21 protein-coding genes are annotated in these 24,506 nt (G+C 66.0%); 5 read left to right on the forward strand and 16 right to left on the reverse strand.

What is annotated here, in order from left to right; translation table 11 throughout:
• Positions 1–42 precede the first annotated feature (42 nt).
• The 5 genes from rng to mreB form a co-directional block, all read right to left on the reverse strand.
• Complete coding sequence (gene rng / locus MJ122_RS25710; protein WP_088421210.1) at positions 43–1,500, reverse strand: ribonuclease G; 1,458 nt, start codon at positions 1,498–1,500, stop codon at positions 43–45.
• A 47-nt stretch (positions 1,501–1,547) separates the two neighbouring features.
• A complete protein-coding gene (locus MJ122_RS25715) occupies positions 1,548–2,132 on the reverse strand; it encodes a Maf family protein (RefSeq protein ID WP_239746556.1) in 585 nt (194 codons plus the stop codon).
• Between the two features lie 60 nt (positions 2,133–2,192).
• The gene (mreD, locus tag MJ122_RS25720) at positions 2,193–2,681 is read right to left on the reverse strand and encodes a rod shape-determining protein MreD (protein WP_017518162.1); all 489 of its coding nucleotides are present in this window, start codon (positions 2,679–2,681) and stop codon (positions 2,193–2,195) included.
• Positions 2,681–3,760, reverse strand: coding sequence for a rod shape-determining protein MreC (gene mreC, locus MJ122_RS25725; protein WP_088421208.1), 1,080 nt, complete (start codon positions 3,758–3,760; stop codon positions 2,681–2,683). The genes mreD and mreC overlap by 1 nt, the downstream gene beginning before the upstream one ends.
• Before the next feature lie 92 nt (positions 3,761–3,852).
• Positions 3,853–4,890 (reverse strand): rod shape-determining protein MreB, encoded by a 1,038-nt coding sequence (mreB, locus tag MJ122_RS25730; RefSeq protein WP_017518164.1) that lies wholly within the window; start codon positions 4,888–4,890, stop codon positions 3,853–3,855.
• 238 nt (positions 4,891–5,128) lie between these two features.
• Here mreB and gatC point away from each other — a divergent pair, with 238 nt between their 5' ends.
• From gatC to MJ122_RS25755, 5 genes are read left to right on the forward strand one after another with little or no spacing between them, the layout of a single operon-like run.
• Entirely contained in the window at positions 5,129–5,416 is a 288-nt protein-coding gene (gatC, locus tag MJ122_RS25735) for an Asp-tRNA(Asn)/Glu-tRNA(Gln) amidotransferase subunit GatC (protein ID WP_017518165.1), read from the forward strand.
• Positions 5,417–5,435: 19 nt separating this feature from the next.
• Complete coding sequence (gene gatA / locus MJ122_RS25740; protein ID WP_239746560.1) at positions 5,436–6,890, forward strand: Asp-tRNA(Asn)/Glu-tRNA(Gln) amidotransferase subunit GatA; 1,455 nt, start codon at positions 5,436–5,438, stop codon at positions 6,888–6,890.
• 14 nt (positions 6,891–6,904) lie between these two features.
• Complete coding sequence (gene gatB, locus MJ122_RS25745) at positions 6,905–8,350, forward strand: Asp-tRNA(Asn)/Glu-tRNA(Gln) amidotransferase subunit GatB (RefSeq protein ID WP_239746562.1); 1,446 nt, start codon at positions 6,905–6,907, stop codon at positions 8,348–8,350.
• Positions 8,351–8,404: 54 nt separating this feature from the next.
• The gene (locus tag MJ122_RS25750; protein WP_088421206.1) at positions 8,405–8,788 is read left to right on the forward strand and encodes a septal ring lytic transglycosylase RlpA family protein; all 384 of its coding nucleotides are present in this window, start codon (positions 8,405–8,407) and stop codon (positions 8,786–8,788) included.
• Positions 8,789–8,847: 59 nt separating this feature from the next.
• Positions 8,848–9,189 carry a carboxymuconolactone decarboxylase family protein gene (locus tag MJ122_RS25755; protein WP_088421275.1) on the forward strand — a complete coding sequence of 114 codons (342 nt, stop codon included), beginning with the start codon at positions 8,848–8,850 and terminating at the stop codon, positions 9,187–9,189.
• 101 nt (positions 9,190–9,290) lie between these two features.
• Here the strand turns inward: MJ122_RS25755 and MJ122_RS25760 are convergent, their stop codons facing one another.
• From MJ122_RS25760 to MJ122_RS25810, 11 genes are all read right to left on the reverse strand, one after another.
• The gene (locus MJ122_RS25760; RefSeq protein ID WP_088421274.1) at positions 9,291–10,106 is read right to left on the reverse strand and encodes a DUF2135 domain-containing protein; all 816 of its coding nucleotides are present in this window, start codon (positions 10,104–10,106) and stop codon (positions 9,291–9,293) included.
• A 5-nt stretch (positions 10,107–10,111) separates the two neighbouring features.
• Positions 10,112–11,755, reverse strand: coding sequence for a DUF2300 domain-containing protein (locus MJ122_RS25765; protein ID WP_239746564.1), 1,644 nt, complete (start codon positions 11,753–11,755; stop codon positions 10,112–10,114).
• Positions 11,756–11,758: 3 nt separating this feature from the next.
• Positions 11,759–16,312 carry an alpha-2-macroglobulin gene (locus MJ122_RS25770; RefSeq protein ID WP_239746566.1) on the reverse strand — a complete coding sequence of 1,518 codons (4,554 nt, stop codon included), beginning with the start codon at positions 16,310–16,312 and terminating at the stop codon, positions 11,759–11,761.
• Positions 16,309–16,938 (reverse strand): DUF1175 family protein, encoded by a 630-nt coding sequence (locus MJ122_RS25775; RefSeq protein WP_239746641.1) that lies wholly within the window; start codon positions 16,936–16,938, stop codon positions 16,309–16,311. Before MJ122_RS25775 ends, MJ122_RS25770 begins: the two co-directional genes overlap by 4 nt.
• Positions 16,938–18,701, reverse strand: a complete 1,764-nt coding sequence (locus tag MJ122_RS25780) for a DUF2138 family protein (RefSeq protein ID WP_239746568.1) — start codon at positions 18,699–18,701, stop codon at positions 16,938–16,940. Before MJ122_RS25780 ends, MJ122_RS25775 begins: the two co-directional genes overlap by 1 nt.
• A 38-nt stretch (positions 18,702–18,739) precedes the next feature.
• Positions 18,740–19,534: a DUF2135 domain-containing protein gene (locus MJ122_RS25785; protein WP_239746643.1), complete on the reverse strand. Its 795-nt coding sequence runs from the start codon at positions 19,532–19,534 to the stop codon at positions 18,740–18,742.
• A 187-nt stretch (positions 19,535–19,721) separates the two neighbouring features.
• Complete coding sequence (locus MJ122_RS25790; protein WP_239746570.1) at positions 19,722–20,663, reverse strand: AEC family transporter; 942 nt, start codon at positions 20,661–20,663, stop codon at positions 19,722–19,724.
• A 69-nt stretch (positions 20,664–20,732) separates the two neighbouring features.
• Positions 20,733–21,167: a polymer-forming cytoskeletal protein gene (locus MJ122_RS25795; RefSeq protein ID WP_045209558.1), complete on the reverse strand. Its 435-nt coding sequence runs from the start codon at positions 21,165–21,167 to the stop codon at positions 20,733–20,735.
• An 18-nt stretch (positions 21,168–21,185) separates the two neighbouring features.
• The gene (locus MJ122_RS25800) at positions 21,186–21,419 is read right to left on the reverse strand and encodes a guided entry of tail-anchored proteins factor 1 (protein ID WP_239746573.1); all 234 of its coding nucleotides are present in this window, start codon (positions 21,417–21,419) and stop codon (positions 21,186–21,188) included.
• Between the two features lie 127 nt (positions 21,420–21,546).
• Positions 21,547–22,524, reverse strand: a complete 978-nt coding sequence (locus MJ122_RS25805; protein ID WP_088421199.1) for a M23 family metallopeptidase — start codon at positions 22,522–22,524, stop codon at positions 21,547–21,549.
• A 192-nt stretch (positions 22,525–22,716) separates the two neighbouring features.
• On the reverse strand, positions 22,717–24,450 hold the full coding sequence (locus tag MJ122_RS25810) for an ABC transporter ATP-binding protein/permease (protein ID WP_239746575.1): 1,734 nt from the start codon (positions 24,448–24,450) through the stop codon (positions 22,717–22,719).
• Between the last annotated feature and the right edge of the window lie 56 nt (positions 24,451–24,506).

The following is a 24,506-nucleotide window of genomic DNA, read 5'->3' on the forward strand; positions in this document are numbered from 1 at the left end:
CAGCGGCCTCCTGCCGGAATTCCACGTTGTGCGACCCGCGACTCAAAGCAGGACCACGTCGTACTGCTCCTGGGAATACATGGCCTCGACCTGGAACTTGATGGGGCGGCCGATGAACAGCTCCAGATCGGCGACGTTGCCCGACTCCTCGTCAAGCAGGCGATCGACGACCTTCTGGTTGGCCAGCACCAGGTAGGAATCGGCCTGGTAGGCGCGCGCCTCGCGGAGGATTTCGCGGAATATTTCGTAGCAGATGGTCTCGGGTGTCTTCAGCATGCCGCGCCCCTGGCAGCTCGGGCAGGGCTCGCAGAGCACCTGGACCAGGCTTTCGCGGGTGCGCTTGCGGGTCATCTGCACCAGGCCCAGCTCGGTGATGCCGATGATGTTGGTCTTGGCATGGTCGCGTTCGAGCTGCTTCTCCAGGGTCCGCAGGACCTGGCGGCGGTGCTCTTCGTCTTCCATGTCGATGAAGTCGATGATGATGATCCCGCCCAGGTTGCGCAGGCGCAGCTGGCGAGCGATGGCGGTGGCCGCCTCGAGGTTGGTCTTGAAAATGGTCTCTTCGAGGTTGCGGTGACCGACGAAGGCGCCGGTGTTCACGTCGATGGTGGTCATCGCCTCGGTCGGGTCGATGATCAGGTAGCCGCCGGACTTGAGCAGCACCTTGCGCTCCAGCGCCTTCTGCACCTCGTCCTCCACGCCGTAGAGGTCGAAGATCGGCCGCTCACCCGGGTAGTGCTCCAGGCGGTCGGCGATTTCCGGCATCAGTTCTTCGACGAACTGCGTGATCTTCTGGAAGTTCTCCCGGGAATCGACGCGGATCTTCTCGATACGCGGGTTCACCAGGTCCCGCAGGGTGCGCAGGGCCAGGGAGAGGTCTTCGTAGATCATCGTCGGCGCACCGACGGTCTGGATCTGCGCGTCGATCTGATCCCATAAACGGCGCAGATAGCGGATATCGGCGAGGATCTCGTCCTCGCCGGCGCCCTCGGCCGCCGTACGCAGGATGAATCCGCCGCGCTCGACGATGCCTTCGGCCTCGACGCATTTGGCGACCACCTGCTTGAGGCGCTCGCGCTCGTGTTCATCCTCGATCTTCAGGGAAATGCCGACATGGCTGGTGCGCGGCATGTAGACCAGGTAGCGCGAGGGGATCGACAGGTGCGTGGTAAGGCGCGCGCCCTTGGTGCCGATGGGGTCCTTGGTGACCTGAACCACCAGGCTCTGCCCTTCGTGGACCAGCGCACCGATGCTCTCCACGGCGCTGCCCTCGCGGGTGGAAATCTCCGCGGCATGGATGAAGGCCGCACGCTCGAGGCCAACATCGACGAAAGCCGCCTGCATGCCGGGAAGCACGCGCACGACCTTGCCCTTGTAGATGTTGCCGACTATCCCGCGGCGCAGCGTGCGCTCGACGTGGACCTCCTGCAGGACGCCGTTCTCCACCACCGCCACGCGCGATTCCATCGGCGTGATATTGATCAGGATCTCTTCGCTCATGCGCCCTTCCTTATCGCGCCCGGAGTCTTGCCAGCGCTACTTTCCGATCAAGACTGCCAGCTAGGAATGGAGAAGTCAGCCAGCAATGCAGAGGTTTCGCAAAGAGGCAGGCCGACCACGGCGCTGTAGCTGCCCTCGACGCGGCTGACGAAGACCGCCGCGAGCCCCTGGATAGCATAGCCACCGGCCTTATCCTGCGGTTCGCCGGTTTCCCAGTAGCGCTCGGCTTCCTCGACGGACACCTCGCGGAAAGTCACTCGGCTGCTGACCACGCGCGCCTCGCAACGATCCCGGTCGGCCACTGCCACAGCGGTCAACACTTCGTGTTCGCGGCCGGACAGCGCCTGCAGCATGGCCAGGGCGTCTTCACGATCCACGGGCTTGCCGAGGATGCGGCCGTCCAGCACCACGGCGGTATCGGCGCCGAGCACACAGACGTCGGCGCGCTGGGCGAGGAAGTTCAGCCCGGCCAGCGCCTTGCTGCGCGCCAGGCGCTCGACATAGGCCTGCGCGGACTCGCCGGACTCCGGCGTTTCATCGATGGACGCGGGCACTATGTGGAACGGCAGGCCGATCTGGGTAAGCAGCTCGCGGCGGCGCGGCGAACTGGAAGCGAGGTACAACTGGGCCATAGAGACTCCGAAGCGGATCCGCGCAGTGCGGGCCCGGCGATTCCCCCGCAACGGGGGCGATCAGTTGATGTTCAGGCGCAGCCGCAGGGCCCGCAGCAGCGTATAGACCCAGGGCCAGAGCAAGGCGCTGATCAGTGCCGGCAGGAGGAACACCAGGGTCGGCGGGCGGTTGCCGGTCAGGGCACTGATCCACAGCTGGACCAGTTGGGCGAGACCGAACACCACCAGCAACACCAGGCATTGCTGCCAGATGGGGAACATGCGCAGGCGCTGGTGCAGTGACAGCACCAGGCAGATGATCAGACTGAGGATCAGGGCGTTCTGCCCCAGCAGGCTGCCGTAGAGCACGTCTTCAGCGACGCCGAATACCCAGGCGGTGAGCATGCCAACCTTGTGCGGCAGGTAGAGCACCCAGTACGTCAGGAACATTGCCAGCCACAGCGGGCGGCCGATCTCCATGAAGCTTGGCATCGGCGCCACCGACAGCAGCAACGCTGCGAGCAGGGTGAGCCAGATCGCCCAGCCGTTGTTCGAGCCCTGGGCCGCCATCAGTGACGGGTCCTTGCATCCGGGTGCGATGCCGGCGCACCGGTAGGCGCGGCAGGGGCCGCGCCATTGGTAGCGGCCGGATGGACGGGCTGCGCGGCGGGAGCAGCAGGAGCAGCAGGAGCGGCAGGAGCAGCCGACTGCGCGCCATCATGCGACTGGGCTGCCGGAGTGCCCGGTGCAGGCAGCGCCGGCGTGCCTGACTCGGCGGCCTTGCGGTCGGCCTCGGCCTGGGCCTCGGCGGCATCGGTGGCACGCTGCTCGGGGGTACGGCTGTCGCTGAAGACCAGCAACACGTAGCGGCTGCGGTTCATCTTGGCGGTCGGCACGGCGCGGATGGTGGCAAAGGGCCCGCCCGTGTCGTGCTGCACTTCCTTTACCACTGCCACCGGATAACCGGCCGGGAAGCGCTGGCCAAGGCCGGAGCTGACCAGCAGGTCGCCTTCCTTGATGTCGGCGGTATCGGCGACGTAGCGCAGCTCCAGGCGCTCCGGGTTGCCGGTGCCCACGGCGATGGCGCGCAGGCCATTGCGGTTCACCTGCACCGGGATGCTGTGGGTGGTATCGGTCAGCAGCAGCACGCGAGCGGTGTAGGGCATGACCTCGACCACCTGGCCCATCAGGCCGCTGGCGTCGAGCACCGGCTGCCCCTGGAACACGCCGTCCTTCTCGCCCTTGTCGATCAGGATGCGCTGGGTGAAGGGGTTCGGGTCGACACCGATCAGCTCGCCCACCAGCACCTTGTCGTCGACCAGGGCGGAGGAGTTGAGCAGCTCGCGCAGGCGCACGTTCTGTTCGGTGAGGGTGGCCAGCTTCTGCAGGCGACGCTGCATCAGCAACTGCTCGGCCTTCAGGCGCTCGTTCTCGGCCAGCAGCTCGCTGCGGCTGGTGAACTGGTCGCGCACCCCTTCCCAGGCACGAACGGGGAAGTCGGCAATGCCATAGAAGGGACTCAGCACGAGGCCCATCTGGCTGCGTACCGGTTTCAGATAATCGAAGCGGGCATCGACCACCATCAAGGCGACCGACAGGACGGCGAGCACCAGCAGGCGCGCGCCCAGCGAGGGCCCTTTGGAGAATATCGGTTTGATGACCGGCTCCTAGCTGTGCAAGGTCGGTTGAAGTTTCACCAGCGCGGGCGAAACGTCAACCGACCTTTACAGGACCTCCCACCTTATTCGGTGGAAAGCAGGTCCATCGAATGACGGTCCATCATTTCCAGCGCCTTGCCGCCGCCACGGGCGACGCAGGTCAGCGGGTCTTCGGCGACGATCACCGGCAGGCCGGTTTCCTGGGCCAGCAGCTTGTCCAGGTCGCGCAGCAGCGCGCCGCCACCGGTCAGTACCAGGCCGCGCTCGGCGATGTCCGAAGCCAGTTCCGGCGGGGACTGTTCCAGGGCGCTCTTGACCGCCTGGACGATGGTCGCCAGGGATTCCTGCAGCGCTTCGAGCACTTCGTTGGAGTTCAGGGTGAAGCTGCGCGGTACGCCTTCGGCCAGGTTACGGCCACGGACGTCGACTTCGCGGACTTCGCCGCCCGGGAAGGCGGTGCCGATTTCCTGCTTGATGCGCTCGGCGGTGGATTCGCCGATCAGGCTGCCGTAGTTGCGGCGCACGTAGGTGACGATGGCTTCGTCGAAGCGGTCGCCGCCGACGCGGACGGACTCGGCGTAGACCACGCCGTTGAGGGAGATCAGGGCGATCTCGGTGGTGCCGCCGCCGATGTCGACGACCATGGAACCACGGGCCTCTTCCACCGGCAGGCCGGCGCCGATGGCCGCTGCCATCGGTTCTTCGATCAGGTACACCTCACGGGCGCCGGCGCCCAGGGCCGATTCACGGATGGCGCGGCGTTCCACCTGGGTGGACTTGCACGGCACGCAGATCAGCACGCGCGGGCTGGGCTGCAGGAAGCTGTTCTCGTGCACCTTGTTGATGAAGTACTGCAGCATCTTCTCGCAGACGCTGAAGTCGGCGATCACGCCGTCCTTCATCGGACGAATGGCGGCGATATTGCCCGGGGTACGACCCAGCATGCGCTTGGCTTCGGTACCGACCGCGACGACGCTCTTCTGGCTGCCATGGCTACGAATGGCGACCACGGACGGTTCGTTCAGGACGATGCCGCGCTCGCGCACATAAATAAGGGTATTGGCAGTGCCCAGGTCGATCGACAGATCACTGGAGAACATGCCACGCAGTTTTTTGAACATTGGAAAGAAACCCGTAGGTGGCGCGTGGGTGAAAAGTGCGCGGGTAAAAAAGTGCGGCAAACTCTAACAATCACGGGGGTTTTGGGCAAGGCGCCAATTTATGCTAGATTCCTCGTTTTTCGGGCCTGCAGGCCCGTCCCAGCGGCCTTCGACCGTCTGCCGCGGGTTCTGTTCCCTGCCCCCTCATTCCTTCCGGCCAGGTCCAGTTCGAACCGGGCCGCTCTAGCTGGAGACCCCGATGGCGCTTGAACGCTCCGACGTGGAAAAGATCGCCCACCTCGCCCGCCTGGGCCTGGAGGAAGCTGACATTTCGCGCACCACCGACACGCTCAACAACATCCTCGGCCTGATCGACGCCATGCAGGCGGTCGATACCGACGGCGTGGAGCCCCTGGCCCACCCGCTGGAAGCCACGCAGCGCCTGCGCGCCGACGAAGTCACCGAGGAGAACCGCCGCGAAGCCTACCAGGCCATCGCGCCGGCAGTGGAAGACGGCCTTTACCTCGTCCCGAAAGTCATCGAGTAAGCGCTAAGGACACGGACATATGCTGCATCAATTGACCCTCGCCGAAGTCGCCCGCGGACTCGCCGACAAGCAATTCTCCGCCCAGGAACTGACCACTGCCCTGCTCGCGCGCATCCAGCAGCTCGACCCGCAGCTGAACAGCTTCATCACCGTTACCGAGGAAAGCGCGCTGGCCCAGGCCAAGGCGGCCGACGAGCGGCGCGCCAAAGGCGAAACCGGTGCCCTGCTGGGCGCACCGATCGCCCACAAGGACCTGTTCTGCACCCAGGGTGTGCGCACCAGCTGCGGCTCGAAGATCCTCGACGCCTTCGTCTCGCCCTACGATGCGACTGTCGTCGAACGCCTGGCCGACGCCGGTACCGTGAGCCTGGGCAAGCTGAACATGGACGAGTTCGCCATGGGCTCGGCCAACGAATCCAGCCACTACGGCCCGGTGAAGAACCCCTGGGACACCTCCCGCGTGCCGGGCGGTTCCTCCGGCGGTTCCGCCGCCGCCGTGGCCGCGCGCCTGATCCCGGCCGCCACCGGCACCGACACCGGCGGCTCGATCCGCCAGCCGGCCGCGCTGACCAACCTCACCGGCATCAAGCCGACCTACGGCCGCGTGTCCCGCTGGGGCATGATCGCCTATGCCTCCAGCCTCGATCAGGGCGGTCCGCTGGCCCGCACCGCCGAGGACTGCGCGCTGATGCTCGGCGCCATGGCCGGCTTCGATCCGAAGGACTCCACCTGCGTCGACCAGCCGGTGGACGACTACCTGGCCGGCCTGACCAAGCCGCTGACCGGCCTGCGCATCGGCCTGCCGAAGGAGTACTTCGGCGCGGGCCTGGACAGCCGCATCGCCGACGCGGTGATGAAGGTGGTCGAGCAGCTCAAGCAGCTCGGCGCGGTGGTCAAGGACATCTCCCTGCCGAACATGCAGCACGCGATCCCTGCCTATTATGTGATCGCGCCCGCAGAAGCCAGCTCCAACCTGTCGCGCTTCGACGGCGTTCGCTACGGCTACCGCTGCGAGAATCCGAAGGACCTGCAGGACCTGTACAAGCGCTCCCGCGCCGAAGGCTTCGGCGCCGAAGTGAAGCGCCGCATCATGGTCGGCACCTACGCGCTTTCCGCCGGTTACTACGACGCTTATTACCTGAAGGCTCAGAAGATTCGTCGTCTGATCAAGAACGATTTCGTCAGCGCCTTCGCCGAAGTCGACGTCATCCTCGGCCCGACCACGCCAAACCCGGCCTGGAAACTGGGCGAGAAGAACAACGACCCGGTCGCCCAGTACCTGGAAGACATCTACACCATCACCGCCAACCTCGCCGGCATTCCGGGCCTGTCCATGCCCGCGGGCTTCGTCGACGGCCTGCCGGTAGGTGTCCAACTGCTCGCGCCGTACTTCCAGGAAGGCCGCCTGCTCAACGTCGCGCACCAGTACCAACTGGTCAGCGACTGGCACAAACAAGCACCGGCCGGGTTCTGAGGAAGGATTACGATATGCAATGGGAAACAGTAATCGGGCTGGAAATCCACGCACAGCTCTCCACCCAATCGAAGATCTTCTCCGGTAGCGCCACTACCTTCGGCGCCGCGCCGAACACCCAGGCCAGCCTGATCGACCTGGCCATGCCCGGCACCCTGCCGGTACTGAACCAGGAAGCCGTGCGCATGGCCTGCCAGTTCGGCCTGGCGATCAACGCCGAAATCGCCGAACGCAACGTCTTCGCGCGCAAGAACTACTTCTACCCGGACCTGCCCAAGGGCTACCAGACCAGCCAGATGGACCATCCCATCGTCGGCAAGGGGCACCTGGACATCACCCTGGAAGACGGCACCGTCAAGCGCGTCGGCATCACCCGCGCGCACCTGGAAGAGGACGCCGGCAAGAGCCTGCACGAAGACTTCCACGGCATGAGCGGCATCGACCTGAACCGCGCCGGCACCCCGTTGCTGGAGATCGTCTCCGAGCCGGACATCCGTAGCGCCAAGGAAGCCGTGGCCTACGTCAAGGCGATCCACGCCCTGGTGCGCTACCTCGGCATCTGCGACGGCAACATGGCCGAAGGCTCGCTGCGTTGCGACTGCAACGTGTCGGTACGCCCGAAGGGCCAGGCCGCGTTCGGCACCCGTGCCGAGATCAAGAACGTGAACTCCTTCCGCTTCATCGAGAAGGCGATCAACCACGAAGTGCAGCGCCAGATCGAGCTGATAGAGGACGGCGGCAAGGTCGTGCAGGAAACCCGCCTGTACGACCCGAACAAGGACGAAACGCGCTCCATGCGCAGCAAGGAAGAAGCCAACGACTACCGTTACTTCCCCTGCCCGGACCTGTTGCCGGTGGTGATCGAGCGCGCCTTCCTCGACGACCTGCGCGCCAACCTGCCGGAACTGCCGGACCAGAAGCGCGAGCGCTTCGAGAGCCAGTACGGCCTGTCCGCCTATGACGCCAGCGTGCTGTCCGCCAGCCGCGAGATGGCCGACTACTTCGAACAGGTCCAGGCCATCTGTGGCGATGCCAAGCTGGCTGCCAACTGGGTGATGGGCGAGCTTTCCAGCTTGCTCAACAAGGACGGCCTGGAAATCGAACAGTCGCCGGTTTCCGCCGAGCACCTGGGCCAGATGATCCTGCGCTTGAAGGACGGCACCATCAACGGCAAGGCGGCCAAGACCGTGTTCGCCGCCCTGGCCGAGGGCGAAGGCTCGCCGGACGAGATCATCAAGGCCAAGGACCTGGTACAGAACACCGATTCCGGCGCCGTCGAGAAGCTGCTGGATGACGTACTGGCGGCCAACGCCGAGCAGGTCGAACAGTACCGCGCCAGCGACGAAGCCAAGCGCGGCAAGATGTTCGGCTTCTTCGTCGGCCAGGCCATGAAGGCCGCCAAGGGCAAGGCCAACCCGGCACAAGTGAACGAACTGCTGAAGAAGAAGCTCGAAGCCTGAGCCCACACTTCAACGACGCCGGGCTTGCCCGGCGTTTTTTCGTCCGGAGGTTCGATGCTGCGACCCATGGCCCTCGTCGGCTGCCTGGCCCTGCTGGCCGGCTGTAGCACCACGTCTTACGACAGCGAAACGGAGGTCTCCGGCCGCGGCTACCGCGCCGAAGGCACCGCGTCCTATTACGGCAAGGCCCACCATGGCAAGCGCACCGCCAGCGGCGAACGCTTCAATCAGAACGCCCTCACCGCCGCCCATCGCACGCTGGCCTTTGGCACGCGGGTGCGGGTAACCAACCTCGACAATGGCCGCAGCGTCGTGGTGCGCATCAACGACCGCGGGCCATTCGGCCGCGGGCGGATCATTGATGTCTCGAAAGCCGCTGCCGAACAACTCAACATGCTGCGCTCCGGTACTGCCCGGGTGCGTCTGGAAGGTCTCTGAAGGAGTCAGAAGTGAGCAACGATAACCGCAAGGCCGGCGAACAGGTTCGTCGCGAAGTGATGGGCGACGCCTTCGTGGACCGCGCCCTGGGCAATGCCACCGAGTTCACCCAGCCGCTGCAGGACTTCGTCAACGAACACGCCTGGGGCGGCGTGTGGAACCGCGACGGCCTGCCGCGCAAGACCCGCAGCCTGATCACCCTGGCCGCGCTGACCGCGCTCAAGTGCCCGCAGGAGCTGAAAGGCCACGTGCGCGGCGCGTTGAACAACGGCTGCACGGTGGAGGAGATTCGTGAAGCGCTCCTGCATTGCGCAGTCTACGCCGGCGTCCCGGCAGCCATCGATGCCTTCCGCGCGGCGCAGGAAGTGATCGAGGCGTGGCAGGCAGACCAGAACGCCTGATTCAGACGTTACGTAGGAGCGGACTCCGTCCGCGATAGGTCCGAATCGCGCCGGATGCCATCGCGGACAAAGTCCGCTCCTACGCAGGCCTGAACATTCATTTATGGATAACTGAACCGCTTGACCAGTGTCAGCTCGCCCGGCTGGCGCATCGGGATGAGGAAGGACTCCTGCTTCTCGTTCACCGTGCCCTCCTCCGTGACGATGGTGACCTGCGCCGTGGTCAGCGGCTTGGCCGCATTCACGTCACCGGAGCTTTCGTCCGAACTCCAGCCGCCACCGTAGTAGTTCACGTAGACCAGGTACTGCCCCTTGAGCGGAGTCGGGCTGGCGATGATTTCCGGGCCATAGCCGGTGGTCACGTCGACGTCCTGGGCCGCGCCGTTGGGCAGCGAGCGGTTGCCGTACCAGACGTGCCCGCCATCGGGCGTCACCAGGTGCAGGTCGAGGTCGGTATTGTCCGAATCCCAGGACAGCATGACCCGCAGCTTGGCCGCCACTTCGCCGCCCCCGCCGCCGTGGTAGAACTGCACGCGCTTGCGCTGCTGGCCGTCCGGGCTGACGACTTCGACGCTGTTGGAGCCCGCCGGGAAGGCGAACGGACGGTCGAACCTGCCGTCGCCCTCGACCCGCATCGGCATGGCCACACCGTTGACCACCAGGCGCGCCGGCTCCTTGCTGTCCTTGGGCAGCCCCCGGATCTCGCCGCGGATGCGCGCGGTATCGGATTGGTCCTCCCGCGAGTTCACCGAGGACGCCGGGTAGTTCACCGTCTGCCGGAAGTCGGCCTTGTCGCCGTCGCCCGAGCGCCAGCCGCCCAGCGGGGTATCCAGGCTGATCGGCGATTCGGCGGCCTGCACGCCCAGCGGGATCAGGCTGGCGAGCAGGGACAGGCGGAGCACGTGGGCGAGTTTCATGCTGATCATTCCAGTATCAGGCGACGGGCCAGGTTTTCCACGTAGCCCTCGTCTTGTCCATTGGGGTGCGCCTGGAAGGCCAGGTGCAGGTATTCATGAGCCAGGTCGAGGCGGTCCTGCTGGGAGTACAGGCCGCGCACATAGATGCGCTGGCGTTCGCGGTCGACGTAGGGCCGGCCACTGCTCAGCCGGCACACGGCGAAGGACTGCAACTCTTCATAACCCGCCTCGCCTTCCAGGCGTGGTCGCCACTCGCGGCGCTGCACCTTGAGCCAACGCTCGGCCTCGGGCAGCGGCTGGCAGGCGGCGGTCGGGTTGCTCCAGCGGCTGAGGCTGGTGCGCGGGAAAGCGCGGGCGAGGATCGCGTCATAGCGCAGGCCCTTGGCGGCCTGTTCCTGGGCGTCGCGCCAGGACAGTTTCGACTGCCCCGCCTCGTCCGAATGGTAGGTGACGGTGCCGCCGGCCAGCACCAGATCGGCGGTCCAGGCGGCGATGCCGCGCGCCGCCTCGCTGGCCGGGCGCGGCGCCACGCGCTGGCGCTGGCTGCTGTCGTCGATGCTCAGGCAATCGCCGCGCGGGGCGCCGTTCTGCAACAGATAGGTGCGGATGGTCACCGCCAGCGCCTTGGCTGCTTCCGGCGGCGTGGCGGAAGCTTCGCGGTCGAGTACGCGGGCAACATATTCCTCGCGGGACAGGCGGGCCGTCAGACGCGGCCCCTGCACATCGCGTTCAAGGAAAAGATCACTGCTGCTGTTCACTTCGAGTCGAACGCCATTGGCGAACAGCACGCTCTGCCGGCCCGTCAGCAGGCCTTCGGCTGCGGGCTGATTGCGCGCGCCATAGACCTCCTTCAGCGGATAGCGGCTGAACAATCCGACCTCGACGCAGCGCCCCGGATCGCGGGGCCAGGGCGCCGGCAGCGCGGCACCGATGGCGCTGCCGTACTTGGCCAGAACCGTCTTGCTGGTGCCCGGTCCGCGCGCCCAGAGCGGCGTGCCGTCGATCAGCCAACCGGCAAAGCCGCCTTCGCGCTGGCCGTCTTCGTCCCAGCTCCAGGTCTTCACCCGCAGGCGTCCACCCAGGGCGGCGGGAGCGCGCCCGTCGTCGGCGGCCAGGCTAACATCGAGCAACACCTTGCGCGCCTGATCCTGGGCCGGCAGGTGCTGCAGTTGATCGAGCAGTTCGGTGACCGGCACTTGGGTCTGCGGCGCCAATTTGTCCAGTTGGGTGATCCAGGCCGGCGCATGGCGCGCCTGCCAGTACTGCTGCCAGACAGAACCGTCGATGCCCAGGCGTTGCGGCTGGAAGTACAGGCCGCAGGACTTCACCAGCGCAGCGTCGCGCTCGATGCTCTGCCCTGTCGAACAGCAGTACACCTCTTCCTTGCTTTCGCCACGGCACGCGTAGGCCGGCTCCTGTTGGCCGGTGTCGCTGAGCCAGGCATAGACGAACAGCTTCCACAGGCTGCCCAGCGGAGCATGCAGCTCGGCCGGCAACGGCCGGCGATCGAGCACCTGCTGCGGCCCGAGCCGCAGCAGTTCGTCGCCCTGCGCGGTGCGCCAGGCCAGCTGTGCCTGCTCTTGCAGGCCGGGCGCCGCGAGGGCGCTCAGCGGCAACAGCAGGATCAGCCCGGCAAGGCGCGCGCGCATGGATTACTGGACCTTGATCTTCGCCAGGGCCGGCTGCTGCTCCAGCGCCTGCTCCTGCGGCGCATAGAGGCGCTGGTAGCGGGCCGGCGGCAGGACGAACTCACCCTTCTGCGAGAAGCGCACCAGATGGCGGAAGCGCAGCTCGCCACCCAGGGTGTCCACCGGCACGCCGTAGAACAGGTCACCCGGCTCGTTGCGTGCTCGCTCCAGGCTGGTCGCCTCGACGCCGCCCAGGCCGCTGATCTGCAGGCCCCAGGTGGTGCGCTCGACGTCCGCCCCCGGCGGCAGCGGCACTTCCAGCATGCCGTAGCGCAGGGCCTGCGCCTGCTCGGTGGTCAGCGTCACTTCGTCCAGGTACAGCTCGTCGCTGGACAACGGTTTGTCACCCAGCTCCTCGGCGCTGAAGGCGAATGCGTCTTCGCCCGGCACCAAGCGCAACAGCCGGCGCTTGATGGTTACCGGTAGTTGGCTGGCCGGCGCTTCGGCGCTGCGGAAAGTCACCGAAGCGTTGAGCGGACGCGAAGGCGCGGCGCTCAGGTCCAGCTGCGCGGGCACGTCCTTGCCCTGCCATTGCCAGAAGGCGTCGCCGGTGGTGCTGTGGCGCTCCTTCCAGTCCGCCGCCGGCTTGGGCAGCTCGGCAGCCGGGGCATCGGCCACGGCGCGTTGCATCCAGGTCAGCGCCAGGGCGCGTTCGACGGTGGACTGCTGCGGCGCCAGGCTGAGCAGCAGCTCGCGGGCGCGGTTGGCGTCCACCGTGCCGCTGTACAGCTGTACGGCGCGGGCAAAGGGCTGGTCGCTGGTGTTGACCTTCAGGCGCGCGGCGTCCAGTTGCTTGGCGAACCCTTTCGGCAACGCGACCTTGCTCTGCTCGGCCAGGCTCGCCGTCAGCACGCGGGCAACGGCCAGACCCAGCTCGGAGTCCGGCTGGCCCATGACCAGGCTGTCGTCGCTGTCGAAGTCGTTCACGGACTTCGCCGCCTCGCCGTTGCCGGCGTTCTCCAGGTCGGTGAGCAGGCCGCTGACCAGGGTCTGCACCGGCAACTGCATGTCGCGGGCGAAGGCCAGGATCAGCGCGCGCTGCAGCAGCGGCGTGGCGCTGGCGCGCGCGGAATACAGTTCCAGCACGCGCTGCCAGTGGTCCGGCGGCAGCTGGATTTCCAGCGCGCGGCTGGCGTACCAGTCGGCGTAATAGGCGTAGGCGGTGAGGAAGGCGTCGTTGTCTTCGCCGCCCCACCAGGTGAAGTAGGCGTCCGGGCCGGCCATCTGTACCAGGCGTAGGCGGCTGGTCTGCATGATCAGGCGCAGGCGGTCGCGCACGCGCGGCTCGCCAGTGGCCAGCATCGGATAGGCGATGCTCAGCGGCAGCAACTGGCTGGCAGTCTGCTCGACTCCGCCCCAAGGATAATCGAGCAGCGAATCGAGGTTGCCGCGCAGCAGCGCCTGGGCGCTGTCGTCCAGGCGCAGGGTCACGTCGCGGGCATCCGCCGGCAGTTGCAGCGGGATGTTCTGCGCGTTCACCTGCAGCGGCCTGGACTGCAGCACCTGCCAGCTGTCGGCCACCAGGCTGAAATGCACGCCGAGGCTGTCACGCACCTTGCCATCCTGACGCAGCTCCACGCTCCAGTCGCCATCGCTGAGCGGTTGCTGCGGCAGGGCGATGTAATTCACACCGCGCTTGAGCTCCAGCGCCTGGGTCTTCTCCTCGCCATTGGCGCGGATCAGCAGTTCGGCCTTGGCGTCCTGCTCACCCTGGTTGAAGACGAACAGGCCGAGGTCCGGAGCGTCGCCGCTGCGGAAGCGTTTCGGCCCGCTCCACTTCAGGTACAGCGGTTTCTCGGAGCGGATGAACTGCTTCTTCTGGCCGACCTGGCCTTCGTCATCCATGGCGCGGGCGGTGATGCGCCAGCGGGTCAGGGAGTCGGGCATGCGGAATTTGAACTGCGCCTTGCCATTGGAATCGGTGACCAGCTCCGGCTCCCACGCGGCGGTGTCGACTTCCTCGCGGCGCGGGCGCTCCAGCACCTTCACGCCACGCTCGCTGCGGTTGGCACGACCGGGCGCGCTGGGCGTGCCGGGCAATGCCACGTCGTAGCTGATGAACGCGAGGCTCGCGCTGGTGCGCACGTTGTTGCGGCGCGGGTGGTAGAAGAACTGGTCGATACCCGGGGCGATCTCCGGCTGCAGCGCGTAGATCATCTCGTCCACCACGCTCACGGTGAGGTGGCTGGAGACCGGCTTGCCGTCGTAGCGGGTGTCGAGGTTGACGGTGACCGTCTCGCCCGGCTCGTAGCGTTCCTTGTCGGTGCTGACGGCGATATCCACCTGCGGCACGGCAACCTTGATCCCGGCGTTCTGGAAGCTGTAGTCGCCGCTGCGGGTGTAGAGCACGGAGAAGGTCAGGTTCGGCGAGAAGTCCGGCTTCACCGGAATGCGCGCGCGGTACTGGGTCGGGTTGAGCTTTTCCAGCTTCAGCCAGTCGCCGCCCTTGGACAGCAGCGCAGTAGCCTCGACCTTGTCGCGCTCCAGCGAGAGCAGCGCGTCATCCACCGGCTCGGGGAAGGTGATCAGTGCGAGCGCTTCGTCGCCGGCCTGGTACTCGGCCTTGTCGAGGACGATTTCCACGGTGCCCGGCACGGCCTTCACGCCGTCGCCGCTGACCGAGTGGCCGGTGCCGCCGAGCAGTTGGCCGGCCTTGTCGCGCAACTCGACGCTGTAGGTGCCGGGTTTATCGAAGGTGATCGCGAACTTGCCATCGGCCACCACGCCGTCGCCGCTGCTGCGGTCTTCCAGGCGCAGCCAGCGGTAGGCGGACGGCTGAATCGGCGTCTGCTGTTCGGCAGCGTAGCTGAACTCGACCTTGTCACCCGCGGCGCTGAAGCGCTGCGGCGCGCTCACGCGATAACGTGCGGCGCCCCGCTCGATGAGGATTTCCTTGCTGGTCTTCACCCGGTACGCGGCGCCATCGCTGGCGAACACCGTGAGCATGTAGCGGCTGGGTTTCTCCGCCGCCGGCAGGTCCAGCGCAGCGCGGCCCTGATCGTCGGTGGTGATCTGCGTGCTGGAAAGCTCCACGGGGAACTGGCCCAGGTACTGCAATTCGTTGTCCACCATGGACAGCTGCTGGGCGCGCAGGCTGAGCTCCAGGCGCGCGTTGGCCACCGGCTTGCCGTCCGGGTAGAGGAGGATCAGGTTGCCCTTCACCGGCTCGCCGGTCTTGAAGTCCGGCTTGGCGAGGTCGAGGGAAATCTCGAAGTGCGGCTTGATGTACTCGGCGACGCGGAAGGCGCTGCTGTAGGTCTGGTCGCGATAGTCGAAGCGCAGCTCGTAGCCGCCGGCGACGGCGTTGGCGGGCAGCTGGAAGCGACCGTGGGTGCCGCTCTTGGCGTCGTACTTGAGGTCCAGCGTCTGCAGCGTGGTGCCGGCGGCGTCGATCACTGACAGGCGCAGCGGCGCGCTCTGCGGCGACTGCGATTCGCGGGAGTTCTTGAACTCGCGACCGACGATCTTCAGCGACACCCAGTCGCCCGGACGGTACAGCGGGCGGTCGGTGAAGGCGTAGAGCTTGGTGTCGTAGATTTCGCTGTCGTAATAGAAGTTCTCGGAAACGAAGACACCGCCCTCCTCGTCCTCGCCGATCACGAAGGAGCGCTCGGGGCTGACGTGCTGCAGGCGCAGCAGGCCATCGGCATCGCTGCTGCCGCTGCTCATCACGCCCAGGCCGTCGGTCCACAGCACCTTGGCGCCGCCCACCGGCGTACCTTCATGCTTGCGCGCGGTCCAAACCAGCAGCTCGTTGCCGGCGATCTTGCTCACCGCGACGCTGTTGGAAACGAACACCACGGTGGTCGCGCGGTATTTGCCCACCAGCGCTTCGACCAGGTAGAGGCCGGGCTTCAGCTTGCCCAGCGGCACATAGACGTTGCCCGGGGCGACGTTGATGAATTCGCTGGAGGAACCGGCGAGGGTGACTTCCTTCGGCGGCTGGATCGGCTTGGCGTCCCACAGCGGGTAGCGGAACTGACTGACCATCGGCAGGCCGGGAATCGGCGCGTACTGCGGTTGCGCGTCGTAGGGCGTCGGCGCGGCGATGGCGCTGCCCATCTTCAGCTCGGGCACCACGGCGGTGACCTGCTGGCGCGATTCGTAGGAGAAGGTTCGCTGCATCACCCGACGCGACTTGCGGTACCAGTTGTCCCACAGGTAGGCCAGGGTGTTGGACAGGCCCTCGCCCTTGAACTGCCCCTCGGACAGCACACGGTGGAGGTTCTTCTGGCGCTTGAGGAAATCCAGCGGCTGGTCGATGCGGTAGACGCGGATGTCGGCGCCGCCGTAAGGCTCCATTCGGTAGCGGCGGTAGTCGCGGCCCGGCGCTTCCAGGCGCACCTTGGCCACCTCGTCGGAAGCGAAGCTGCTGTCGGCGAGCAGGAAGAACGACTCGCCGGCCATGGGCGCGTAGCCGCTCGCCGGGACATCGTCGTCCGCCTGCACGATCACGGGCGCGGCGGCGAACAGGCCGGCGCAGGCCAGGGCTGCGGCAATGCCGCGCAGCGCATTCATCGGGTCAGGAAGGACAAGCGATAGACGCCGATAAAGTTGGGATTGGATTCGTCGGGTATCCATCGGGTGTCCTTCCATGTCATGAGTTGTTGCAGGCTGACCGAGCGCATGCCGTTGTCGGTCGCCGTACGAGTGCCGGTGTGGTAGGCGATGTCGCGGCCCATCCAGATCATCAGATGCTGGTCATCGCCCTGGTCGAAGAACATCAGGTCGCCCGGCCGCGCCTGGTTGAGGTCGCGGCCGACGAACTGGCTGTTGTATTGAATGAGTTTGATCGCGTTGACGTAGGGGCCGCTCCTGCCGCCGCCCTGCTGCCAGGTCTGCGCGAGGTTGCGCTGCGCGTCGGTGAGCTCCAGCTCCGGCGGCAGGTAGCGGTTGGACATGCCGTTGGCGCGCAGCCACTTGGCGTCGTGCACCTTCAGCGCCTCGTTGGCGGCGAAGCGCACCAGGCCCGCGCAGTCCTGCTGGTACCAGCGCGGATTCGGGCCGCGACGCAGCTGCTCCTCGGCAATGCGCACGAACCAGGCGCGGAACACCTGGGTCTGCCGGGCATCCAGCGCAGGCTCGGTCGCGTGCGCCAGCGTGGCGACGAGCAGACCTGCCAGCAGCGTGAAAGACCTCCCGATCACAGCGCCTTCCAGTCCAGCGGCAACCACTCCCACTCGCCGCCGGGCTCGCTGCCAGCCGGCAGCGTCAGGGCGTAGGAGCCGTTGCCGGCGAGGGTCTTCAGGCGTGGCAGGAGCAGCGTGTCGGCGGCGTTGCGAAACACCGGCTCGATGTCCTGCGGCAGGCTGTCCAGGGTCTCGCGCTGGAGCAACTCGGACAGCGTCTTGGGCGCCAGGTACGCGGGCACCAGGGCGTCCTTGGGCAGCACGTCGGCCAGCGGCGGATAGCGCTTGGCCAGGGTGTTGCGTGCCTTGTCCAGCAACTTGTCGTCGATGGAGAACAGCAGGGTGTTGCCATCGCGCAGCAGGCTGACGCGGAAGAAACCGTTGCCGCTGACCTGGTCGGGGTTCTCCGCCTCGCTGGCCGGGTACTGGCCAAAGCGCGAACTGACCTGGCGCTGCCACAAGTGGCCTTCGCCCTCAGCGCGACTGTCCACCTCGAAAGTGCCGCCCTCCACATTGGCCTCGTAGGCGCCGATCATGCTGCCGAACAGCTTGCCCAACTGCTCATCCAGTTCAGGGCTGGCCGGGGCGTCGAGCTTCACCGCGAGCAGTGGCGAGTGCAGGCGCGAGTCCGGGTACCAGCAAAGGCCGGCGGCGCCGGACAGGTGCTCGGAGAAGGCCGCGGCCATCTTCTGCTCGGCGCCCAGCTTCACCAGCATGTCGTCGTACAGCCCCGGGGTGACCGGCAGCGCCACGCAGGCGCTGGCGCCCATGGGCATGGCCTGCCAGACAGGGGTGAAGTCCAGGTCCGGCTGGCGGGCGACTTCATTGAGCGCCAGGTAGCTGCGCCAGCCATCCTTTCCCTGCTCGAAGCGCACGCCGGCGAATGTTGGAATGAAGCGCTGGTAGCCCATGGCGAGCACACCGGCGCCCAGGGTGATGCGCTGCTTCAGCTCGCCGAGCGGCTCCAGGGAGAAGTCCTTGGCGAACAGCGGCTCGCCTTCCAGCGCGGCGCCCAGATCCTTGGCGACGGCGGCATCGGGCTCGCCCAGGTTGTCGTAGTCCGGATGGGGGAAGAGCATCTTCGGGTTCGACAGGACCAGCATCTGATCGCCACGGGAGACGAACAGCAGGGTCTTCTCCGCGCCGTAGCGCAGGCTGTAGACCGGAGTGGTGCTGCCTTTCACCTGGATGTCCGCGACCTTCCTGAGCTGGGTGTCATCGGCCGCGACCTTCGCCACGGGCTCCAGCACCTTGGCCAGGCCGCCGCGCTTGAGCACCACCATGAAGTCGCGCAGACGGCCATCGGCGCCGCGCCACAGGGCAACCTGAGACGGCTGGTCGAGCAGCTCCTCGATGACGCTGTCCTTCAGGGTCAGGTCGTGCTCGTAGACGATGCGTCGCAGCGTGCCGGTCAGGCCCAGGCGGTCGGCATTGTTCTCGTAGTAGAAGACGAAGTCCTCGGTGAGCACGTCGCGCAGCAACGGCACTTCCAGCACGGCCTTGGGCAGTTGGCTGAGGGAGGCGCTCTCGATCAGCGCGTCCGGGCGCTTGAGGTCACGGACCACTTCCGGGCTTGCCGGCGCTTCCAGGGTGCCCACCGGCGCCGAATGGAAGGCGGGGATCAGACCGAAGGCCAGGGCCAGGCCGCCGGCGACCAGCGCAGCGGCGAGCGCGCCGATGGCGATCAGCGGACCACGGCGCGGGGCCTGGGCCGGCGTTGGTGTCATCGGCGGCGTGGGAGTGCTGTCTTGGCTGCTGGAGGGCGTGTTGTCGCTCATGGATCGCTTGTCCCGTGTCATCCCTGCGAGGGGCGAATTCAGTAGTTGAAGGTCTTCACCAGCACCAGATCGCCGATGGTGCGCATGGGCACCACGAAGGTCTCGCGCTTCTCGTTGACGGTATTTTCGTTGAATACCAGGTTGATCTCGGCGGTGATCACGTCCTGCTCGTGATTGCCTTCCTGGAAGTTGTAACCCTGGCTGGCGTTGTAGTTGCCCCAGTAGTTCACGTAAACCAGATAGGTGCCGTGCAGCGGCGCGGCCATGGTGAACATTTCCGGGCCGGGGCCGTCGACGCCATCCGGGTCGAGGCCGCCACCGTTGCTCAGGCGTGGCCGCGCCCAGAAGGCATGTTGGCCGTCGGGCGTGACGATATGCAGGTCGAGCTCGGCCTTGGGGTCGTTCCAGCCCAGCGCCAGACGGATGCGGGGCGGGATGCGCCCCGTGTTGGCTTCATAGAACTGGATGCGCTTGAGGGATCTACCCTGGTCGCTGCTGACCGCGACGCTGTTGCTGCCCGCACCGAAGTTGTAGGGGCGGACGAACCTGCCTTCGGCGTCGGTATAGAGGGGCAGTGGATTGCCGTTGACCACCAGGCGCTGGGCACGGTCTACGGCGGAGACTTCACGCAGATGGCCCTCGATCAGGCTGCGGCCACGGGAACCACCCCGGTCGATAGGCGGCGTGGGATAGGCCACGCGGGGCACGCTGGGGTCATCGGTCAGGCCGGAATAGCGCCAGCCGGCGGTGGGGCTGGAAATGTCTGCACCCGGCTCGGCAGCGGCCGTCGCAGCCAGGAGACTGGCTGACAGAAAAAAGACGGCACGAACCATCCGACGCGTGAGCTGCATGAACATTCCTTGATCGTGCATAGCGGGGGAGCCAAATGTAACCGGTCTTGTCGACGCGCGGAACGGGCTTCGCGTGACGTTGCGACGCAGCGCGATCTTTCAGAGGTTTCCTACACGCTGAGTAGCTTTTTGCGCAACGGTACTTGGAAGAATCTCGACTTCCCCCGAGTCACATCCAGCCGCCCCACTGCAGGACAAAAATGCCGACGTTGGTGGTCAGCGCCGCCACCAGGGTGGTGATGACGATGATCGACGCCGCCAATTCATGGTTGGCATTGGCGGCGCGTGCCATGACATAGCTGGCGGCCGCCGTGGGGCTGGCGAAGTAGAGGAACAGCACGCCCAGCTCGGCGCCCCGGAAGCCCAGCGACCAGGCGACGAAAGTGCAGATCAGCGGCAGCCAGACCATCTTCATCAGGCTCGCGCTGACCGCCAGCCCGCCGCTTTCGCGCAGCGAAGCCAGCGACAGGGTGCCACCGATGCACACCAGCGCCAGCGGCAGGGTCATCTGGGCGAAATAGTCGGCCGAGGTCAGCAGCCACTTCGGCAAGCCGATACCGAACCAGGAGAACGGCAGCGCCGCCAGCACGCTGATGATCAACGGATTGCAGATGACGTTGCGGGCGATGCTCAGCGGGTCGGACTTCATGCTCGGGCTGTAGATCGCCAGCACCACCGAGGACAGCGTGTTGTAACAGAGGATCACCAGGGCGGCGAGGACCGAACCCAGCGCCAGGCCATGGTCACCGTAGAGGCTGGTGGCCAGCGCCAGGCCGATGATGCCGTTGTTGCCGCGGAACGAACCCTGAACGTAGACGCCCCGATCCGCGCGCGGTACCCGCCAGGCGGCCCAGCCCCAGGCCAGCAGGAAACCCGCCAGGGTCGCCGCGCAGAAATACAACAGCACTTCCGGGCGCGCCGCGCTGTGCAGGTCGGAGTGGTAGATGCCGAGAAACAGCATCGCCGGCATGGTGGCGTTGAACACCAGCGCCGACGCCGTCTGGATGAAATCCGGGTTGATCGCCCCTACGCGGCGCAGCAGCACTCCGAGGAACAGCATGGCGAAGACCGGGGCGGTGATGCTGAAGGTCTGGAGCAGAAGTGCGAGCATGGGGCAGGAGAGGTCTGGGCGGTGGGGCGACAATCATAGCAAGCTAAGTACCCACCGCACCGGGGCAAATCAGGCTTCGGCTTCCTCTTCCCGCACCGGAGCCGGCAGCTCCAGCGGCCTGGGCGCTTCGCCGTCGGCCAGGCGGGTCAGTTTGCCGTCTACCGTCGCGCCGTTTTCCATGCTCAGCTGGCGGTACTGGATGTTGCCGACCACGCGCGCATTGGAGTGCAACTCCAACAGGTGCTCGACATAGAGGTCGCCGATGATGGTGCCGTCGATCAGCGCGTCGTAGCTGCTGACGTTGCCCTCGATCCGTCCTTCCGCGCTGAGTGCCAGCAGGCTGGCCGCACCGGGCTTGTGGCAGACGTTGCCCTTCACCGTGCCGAGGATCTTCAGGCCGTCCTGGAACTGCATATCGCCGACCAGGTCGACGTTGCCCGAAAGCAGGCTGGAGAATTTGTCCACCGACACCTGCGGGCCCTTCTTCTTGCTGTTGCTGAACATCGGTCCTCCTCGGACGAACTACTTGCCAGGCTTCTGCTGGCGGAAGAAGGCCAGCTCGGTCTTGAGTTTCTTGATTTCGGCGGACATCGCGTCGATCCGCCGCATCAACTGGTCGCGATTGGCGCGCTCCTCTTCGGCTTGCAGGCGCTTTTCCTCCAGCTCGCTGGTCAGTTGCCCGACCTGCGCCTGCAGCGCCTGCAGCTCGTCGGCATGTTCGCGAGCCTGGGCCTGGCCGCCATCGTGGTTGCGCATCCACCAGACGCTCGCCGCCATTGCGCACAGCGCCACGGCCAGCATCAACGTCCAAGCCCACCGAGCAGAGCGACGGGGGGCATGAGTGAAAGGGTCGGCGCGTAGCAGGTCGCGGGTAGAAGGTTTTCTAGTCCGAGGCCATACCATCGCTATCGATCTCCATGCCGCCCAGAGAGAGGAAGTTTTGCGGGTCGACGAATTCACCGTGGTAAAGCACTTCGAAATGCAGGTGCGGCCCCGTGGAGCGCCCGGTCGAACCCACCTTGGCGATTTCCTGCCCTGGCAGCACCACGTCGCCCACTTTCACCAGCAGCTTGGAGGCATGGGCATAGCGGGTGACCAGACCATTGCCATGGTCGATCTCGATGCGATTGCCATAGGAGGGGTTCGGCCCCGCCACGATCACCCGCCCGCCGGCGGCCGCATGGATGGGGCTGCCGGTGGGCGCGGAGAAGTCCTGGCCGGAATGGAACGCCAGGCGGTGGTTGAACGGGTCGGCGCGATTGCCGAAGGGCGAGCCCAGGCGCGCCTGGTCCATCGGCCGGCGCGCAGGAATCGCCATGAAATCGGCGTTGCGCCGGGCCACCTGGTCCATCAGCAGGTCGAAGACCCGGCGCAGGCATTTTGCCGAACGCTCGCCCTGTTCCAGGTCGTCGTTCGAACCGGGTAGCGGTTCCGCGCAGGGACGTGGTGGCAGCAGGATGCCGCCCTCGCCCTTGGCCGCCACCTTTGGCCTGGGCTTTGGCGCCAGGGAGGGGTCGACCTTGGCCAGCTTGCGGGCGATTTCCTCGTGGCTGTCGACCGCCTGGAGCAGATAGGTAGCGTCCTTTTCCAGCACCTGCAGGCGCCCGGCGAGTTCGCCGATGCGCTCGGCGGCGAAACGTTCGCCGGAAGCTTCTTCCTCGGGTTGTGCGGCCGGCATGGCGATGGGCTCGGCCACCGGCTCGGGCACGCCATGGGCGCGGCCGACCCAGATTCCGCCGGCGAATGCCAGCGCCGCGAACGATACCGCGGCGCAGCCGGCGACCAGCACGATTTTGCGCGGGTCCACCAGGCGCAGGTCCGAACGGGTCAAGGCCTGTCGTGACGGGGAAAGGAACTTCATAAAGGTACCGTTGGAATGCATTCGGTCCCGGCGGGGTAGCCGCCGGGGTGCACAGGGTACCTGTTATTGAAATCTTCGCAGCGGTGAAACACTGAAAAATGTAAAAAAATAAGAAGAAATCATCCTGTCTGATAATGCTTTCAGATGATTCCCACTAACGAGATCACATTTTCACAGTGAATCAAACTGCCATTACGCCGGCAAAACCGACTCGATTTCCTCCAAGCGATGCTCCTCCAGGCGCAGCTGGCGCGGGTGGAAGCGCTTCAGGCTGGCACGATGGCCAATGCTGAGCAAAGTCACACCCGGCAATTGGTCGAGCAGAACCTGATACAGCGCGGCCTCGTCGGTTTCATCCAGCGCGGAAGTGGCCTCGTCGAGGAACAGCCACTGAGGCGCGTAGAGCAGCGCACGGGCAATTGCCAGGCGTTGCTGTTCGCCCGGCGAGAGCACACGCTGCCAGTGATCGGCTTCGTCCAGGCGCGGCACCAGGGCGTCCAGGCGGCACAGGTGCAGCACCTGTTTCAGCCGCTCGGGGTCGTGGCGATCGCCCGCCTCGGGGTAGCACAGCGCTTCAGCAAGGGTGCCGATGGGCAGGTACGGTTTCTGCGGCACGAACAGGCTGCGTGCGTCGGGCATCTGTACCACGCCGCTGCCGTAGCGCCACAGGCCGCTCATGGCGCGCAGCAAGGTGCTCTTGCCGCCGCCGGAGGGCCCGCCGATCAGCACGTGCTCGCCCGGGTTCAGTTCCAGGCTGGTGGGCTGCAGCAGTTCACGGCCGTTGCCCAGGCTCAGGGAGAGGTCGTGCAATTGCAGGGTGGCTCCGCTCTTGCGCACGTCGATGTTGGCCGATTCCTGGGTAGTCTCGGCCATCGCCTGGCGGAAGCTCAGCAGACGGTCACTGGTCGCGCGCCAACTGGCAAGGCTGGTATAGGCGTCGATGAACCAGCTCATGCCCTCCTGCACATTGCCGAAGGCAGAGTTGATCTGCATGAGCTCGCCCAGCTGGATCTGCCCGGAGAAGTAGCGTGGCGCGGCGACGATGAAGGGAAACACCGTGGCGATCTGGCCGTAGCCGGCAGTGAAGAAGGTCAGGCGCTTCTGCACCTTCATCAGCTCCCAGAAGTTGCCCCACACATTGCGGAAGCGGTCCATCAGGCGCTGTTTCTCGCTGTCCTCGCCCTTGTACAGGGCGATGCTCTCGGCATTCTCGCGCACCCGCACCAGGCCGAAACGCAGGTCAGCCTCGAAGCGTTGCTGGCGGTTGTTCAGACCGATCAGGCGACGGGCGATCAGGTGCGTCAGCCAGCTGCCAACCGCCGCATAGACCAGCGCAGCCCAGAACATGTAGCCGGGAATGGTGATGCCGAACAGCTCGATGCTGCCGGAAACGCCCCAGAGGATCACCGAGAAGGAGACGAGGCTGACCACGTTGCGGATCAGCCCCAGGCCGAGGCTCAGGGTGGTGCTGGTGAAATTGTCCAGGTCTTCGGTCAGGCGCTGGTCGGGGTTATCCGTGTGGCCGCGCTGCTCCAGGCGGAAGTAGCTCTTGTCGCCCAGCCAGGCGGTGAAGTGTTTCTCCGTGAGCCAGCGGCGCCAGCGGATGGTGAGCATTTGCGTCAGGTACAGCCGGTACACCGCGGTGAGGATGAACACCGCGGCGATGCCGCAGAACATCAGCATCAGGTGGATGAAGCTGTTCAGGTCCTTGTTCTGCAGGGCGTTGTAGAAGTCGCGGTACCAGCTGTTGAGCCAGACGCTGAGGGCTACGCCCACCAGTGACAGGGCGATCACCACGATCAGCAGCAGCCAGGCCATGCCCTTCTCTTCGCTGCGCCAGTAGAGCGCGGTGAGTTGCCAGACTCGGTGGAAGAAGCGGTTGCGAACGGCGTCGTTCGCGGCGCGGTATTCGGCGCTGTCGGTCATGGGGTCGGCTCGCACGGCTGGAAATAAAAAGGAGCGCTCATTGGCGCTCCCTTATG

It is taken from the genome of Pseudomonas sp. DP-17 (assembly GCF_022380625.1).
In the GTDB taxonomy this organism is placed as follows: domain Bacteria; phylum Pseudomonadota; class Gammaproteobacteria; order Pseudomonadales; family Pseudomonadaceae; genus Pseudomonas; species Pseudomonas nitroreducens_A.

Bases quoted from the DNA above. Each gene is read 5' to 3' on its own strand.
- rng (WP_088421210.1), bottom strand. From the start codon at position 1,500: ATGAGCGAAGAGATCCTGATCAATATCACGCCGATGGAATCGCGCGTG.
- MJ122_RS25715 (WP_239746556.1), bottom strand. From the start codon at position 2,132: ATGGCCCAGTTGTACCTCGCTTCCAGTTCGCCGCGCCGCCGCGAGCTG.
- mreD (WP_017518162.1), bottom strand. From the start codon at position 2,681: ATGGCGGCCCAGGGCTCGAACAACGGCTGGGCGATCTGGCTCACCCTG.
- mreB (WP_017518164.1), bottom strand. From the start codon at position 4,890: ATGTTCAAAAAACTGCGTGGCATGTTCTCCAGTGATCTGTCGATCGAC.
- gatC (WP_017518165.1), top strand. From the start codon at position 5,129: ATGGCGCTTGAACGCTCCGACGTGGAAAAGATCGCCCACCTCGCCCGC.
- gatA (WP_239746560.1), top strand. From the start codon at position 5,436: ATGCTGCATCAATTGACCCTCGCCGAAGTCGCCCGCGGACTCGCCGAC.
- gatB (WP_239746562.1), top strand. From the start codon at position 6,905: ATGCAATGGGAAACAGTAATCGGGCTGGAAATCCACGCACAGCTCTCC.
- MJ122_RS25750 (WP_088421206.1), top strand. From the start codon at position 8,405: ATGCTGCGACCCATGGCCCTCGTCGGCTGCCTGGCCCTGCTGGCCGGC.
- MJ122_RS25755 (WP_088421275.1), top strand. From the start codon at position 8,848: ATGGGCGACGCCTTCGTGGACCGCGCCCTGGGCAATGCCACCGAGTTC.
- MJ122_RS25760 (WP_088421274.1), bottom strand. From the start codon at position 10,106: ATGAAACTCGCCCACGTGCTCCGCCTGTCCCTGCTCGCCAGCCTGATC.
- MJ122_RS25765 (WP_239746564.1), bottom strand. From the start codon at position 11,755: ATGCGCGCGCGCCTTGCCGGGCTGATCCTGCTGTTGCCGCTGAGCGCC.
- MJ122_RS25770 (WP_239746566.1), bottom strand. From the start codon at position 16,312: ATGAATGCGCTGCGCGGCATTGCCGCAGCCCTGGCCTGCGCCGGCCTG.
- MJ122_RS25780 (WP_239746568.1), bottom strand. From the start codon at position 18,701: ATGAGCGACAACACGCCCTCCAGCAGCCAAGACAGCACTCCCACGCCG.
- MJ122_RS25785 (WP_239746643.1), bottom strand. From the start codon at position 19,534: ATGGTTCGTGCCGTCTTTTTTCTGTCAGCCAGTCTCCTGGCTGCGACG.
- MJ122_RS25790 (WP_239746570.1), bottom strand. From the start codon at position 20,663: ATGCTCGCACTTCTGCTCCAGACCTTCAGCATCACCGCCCCGGTCTTC.
- MJ122_RS25795 (WP_045209558.1), bottom strand. From the start codon at position 21,167: ATGTTCAGCAACAGCAAGAAGAAGGGCCCGCAGGTGTCGGTGGACAAA.
- MJ122_RS25800 (WP_239746573.1), bottom strand. From the start codon at position 21,419: ATGCGCAACCACGATGGCGGCCAGGCCCAGGCTCGCGAACATGCCGAC.
- MJ122_RS25805 (WP_088421199.1), bottom strand. From the start codon at position 22,524: ATGAAGTTCCTTTCCCCGTCACGACAGGCCTTGACCCGTTCGGACCTG.
- MJ122_RS25810 (WP_239746575.1), bottom strand. From the start codon at position 24,450: ATGACCGACAGCGCCGAATACCGCGCCGCGAACGACGCCGTTCGCAAC.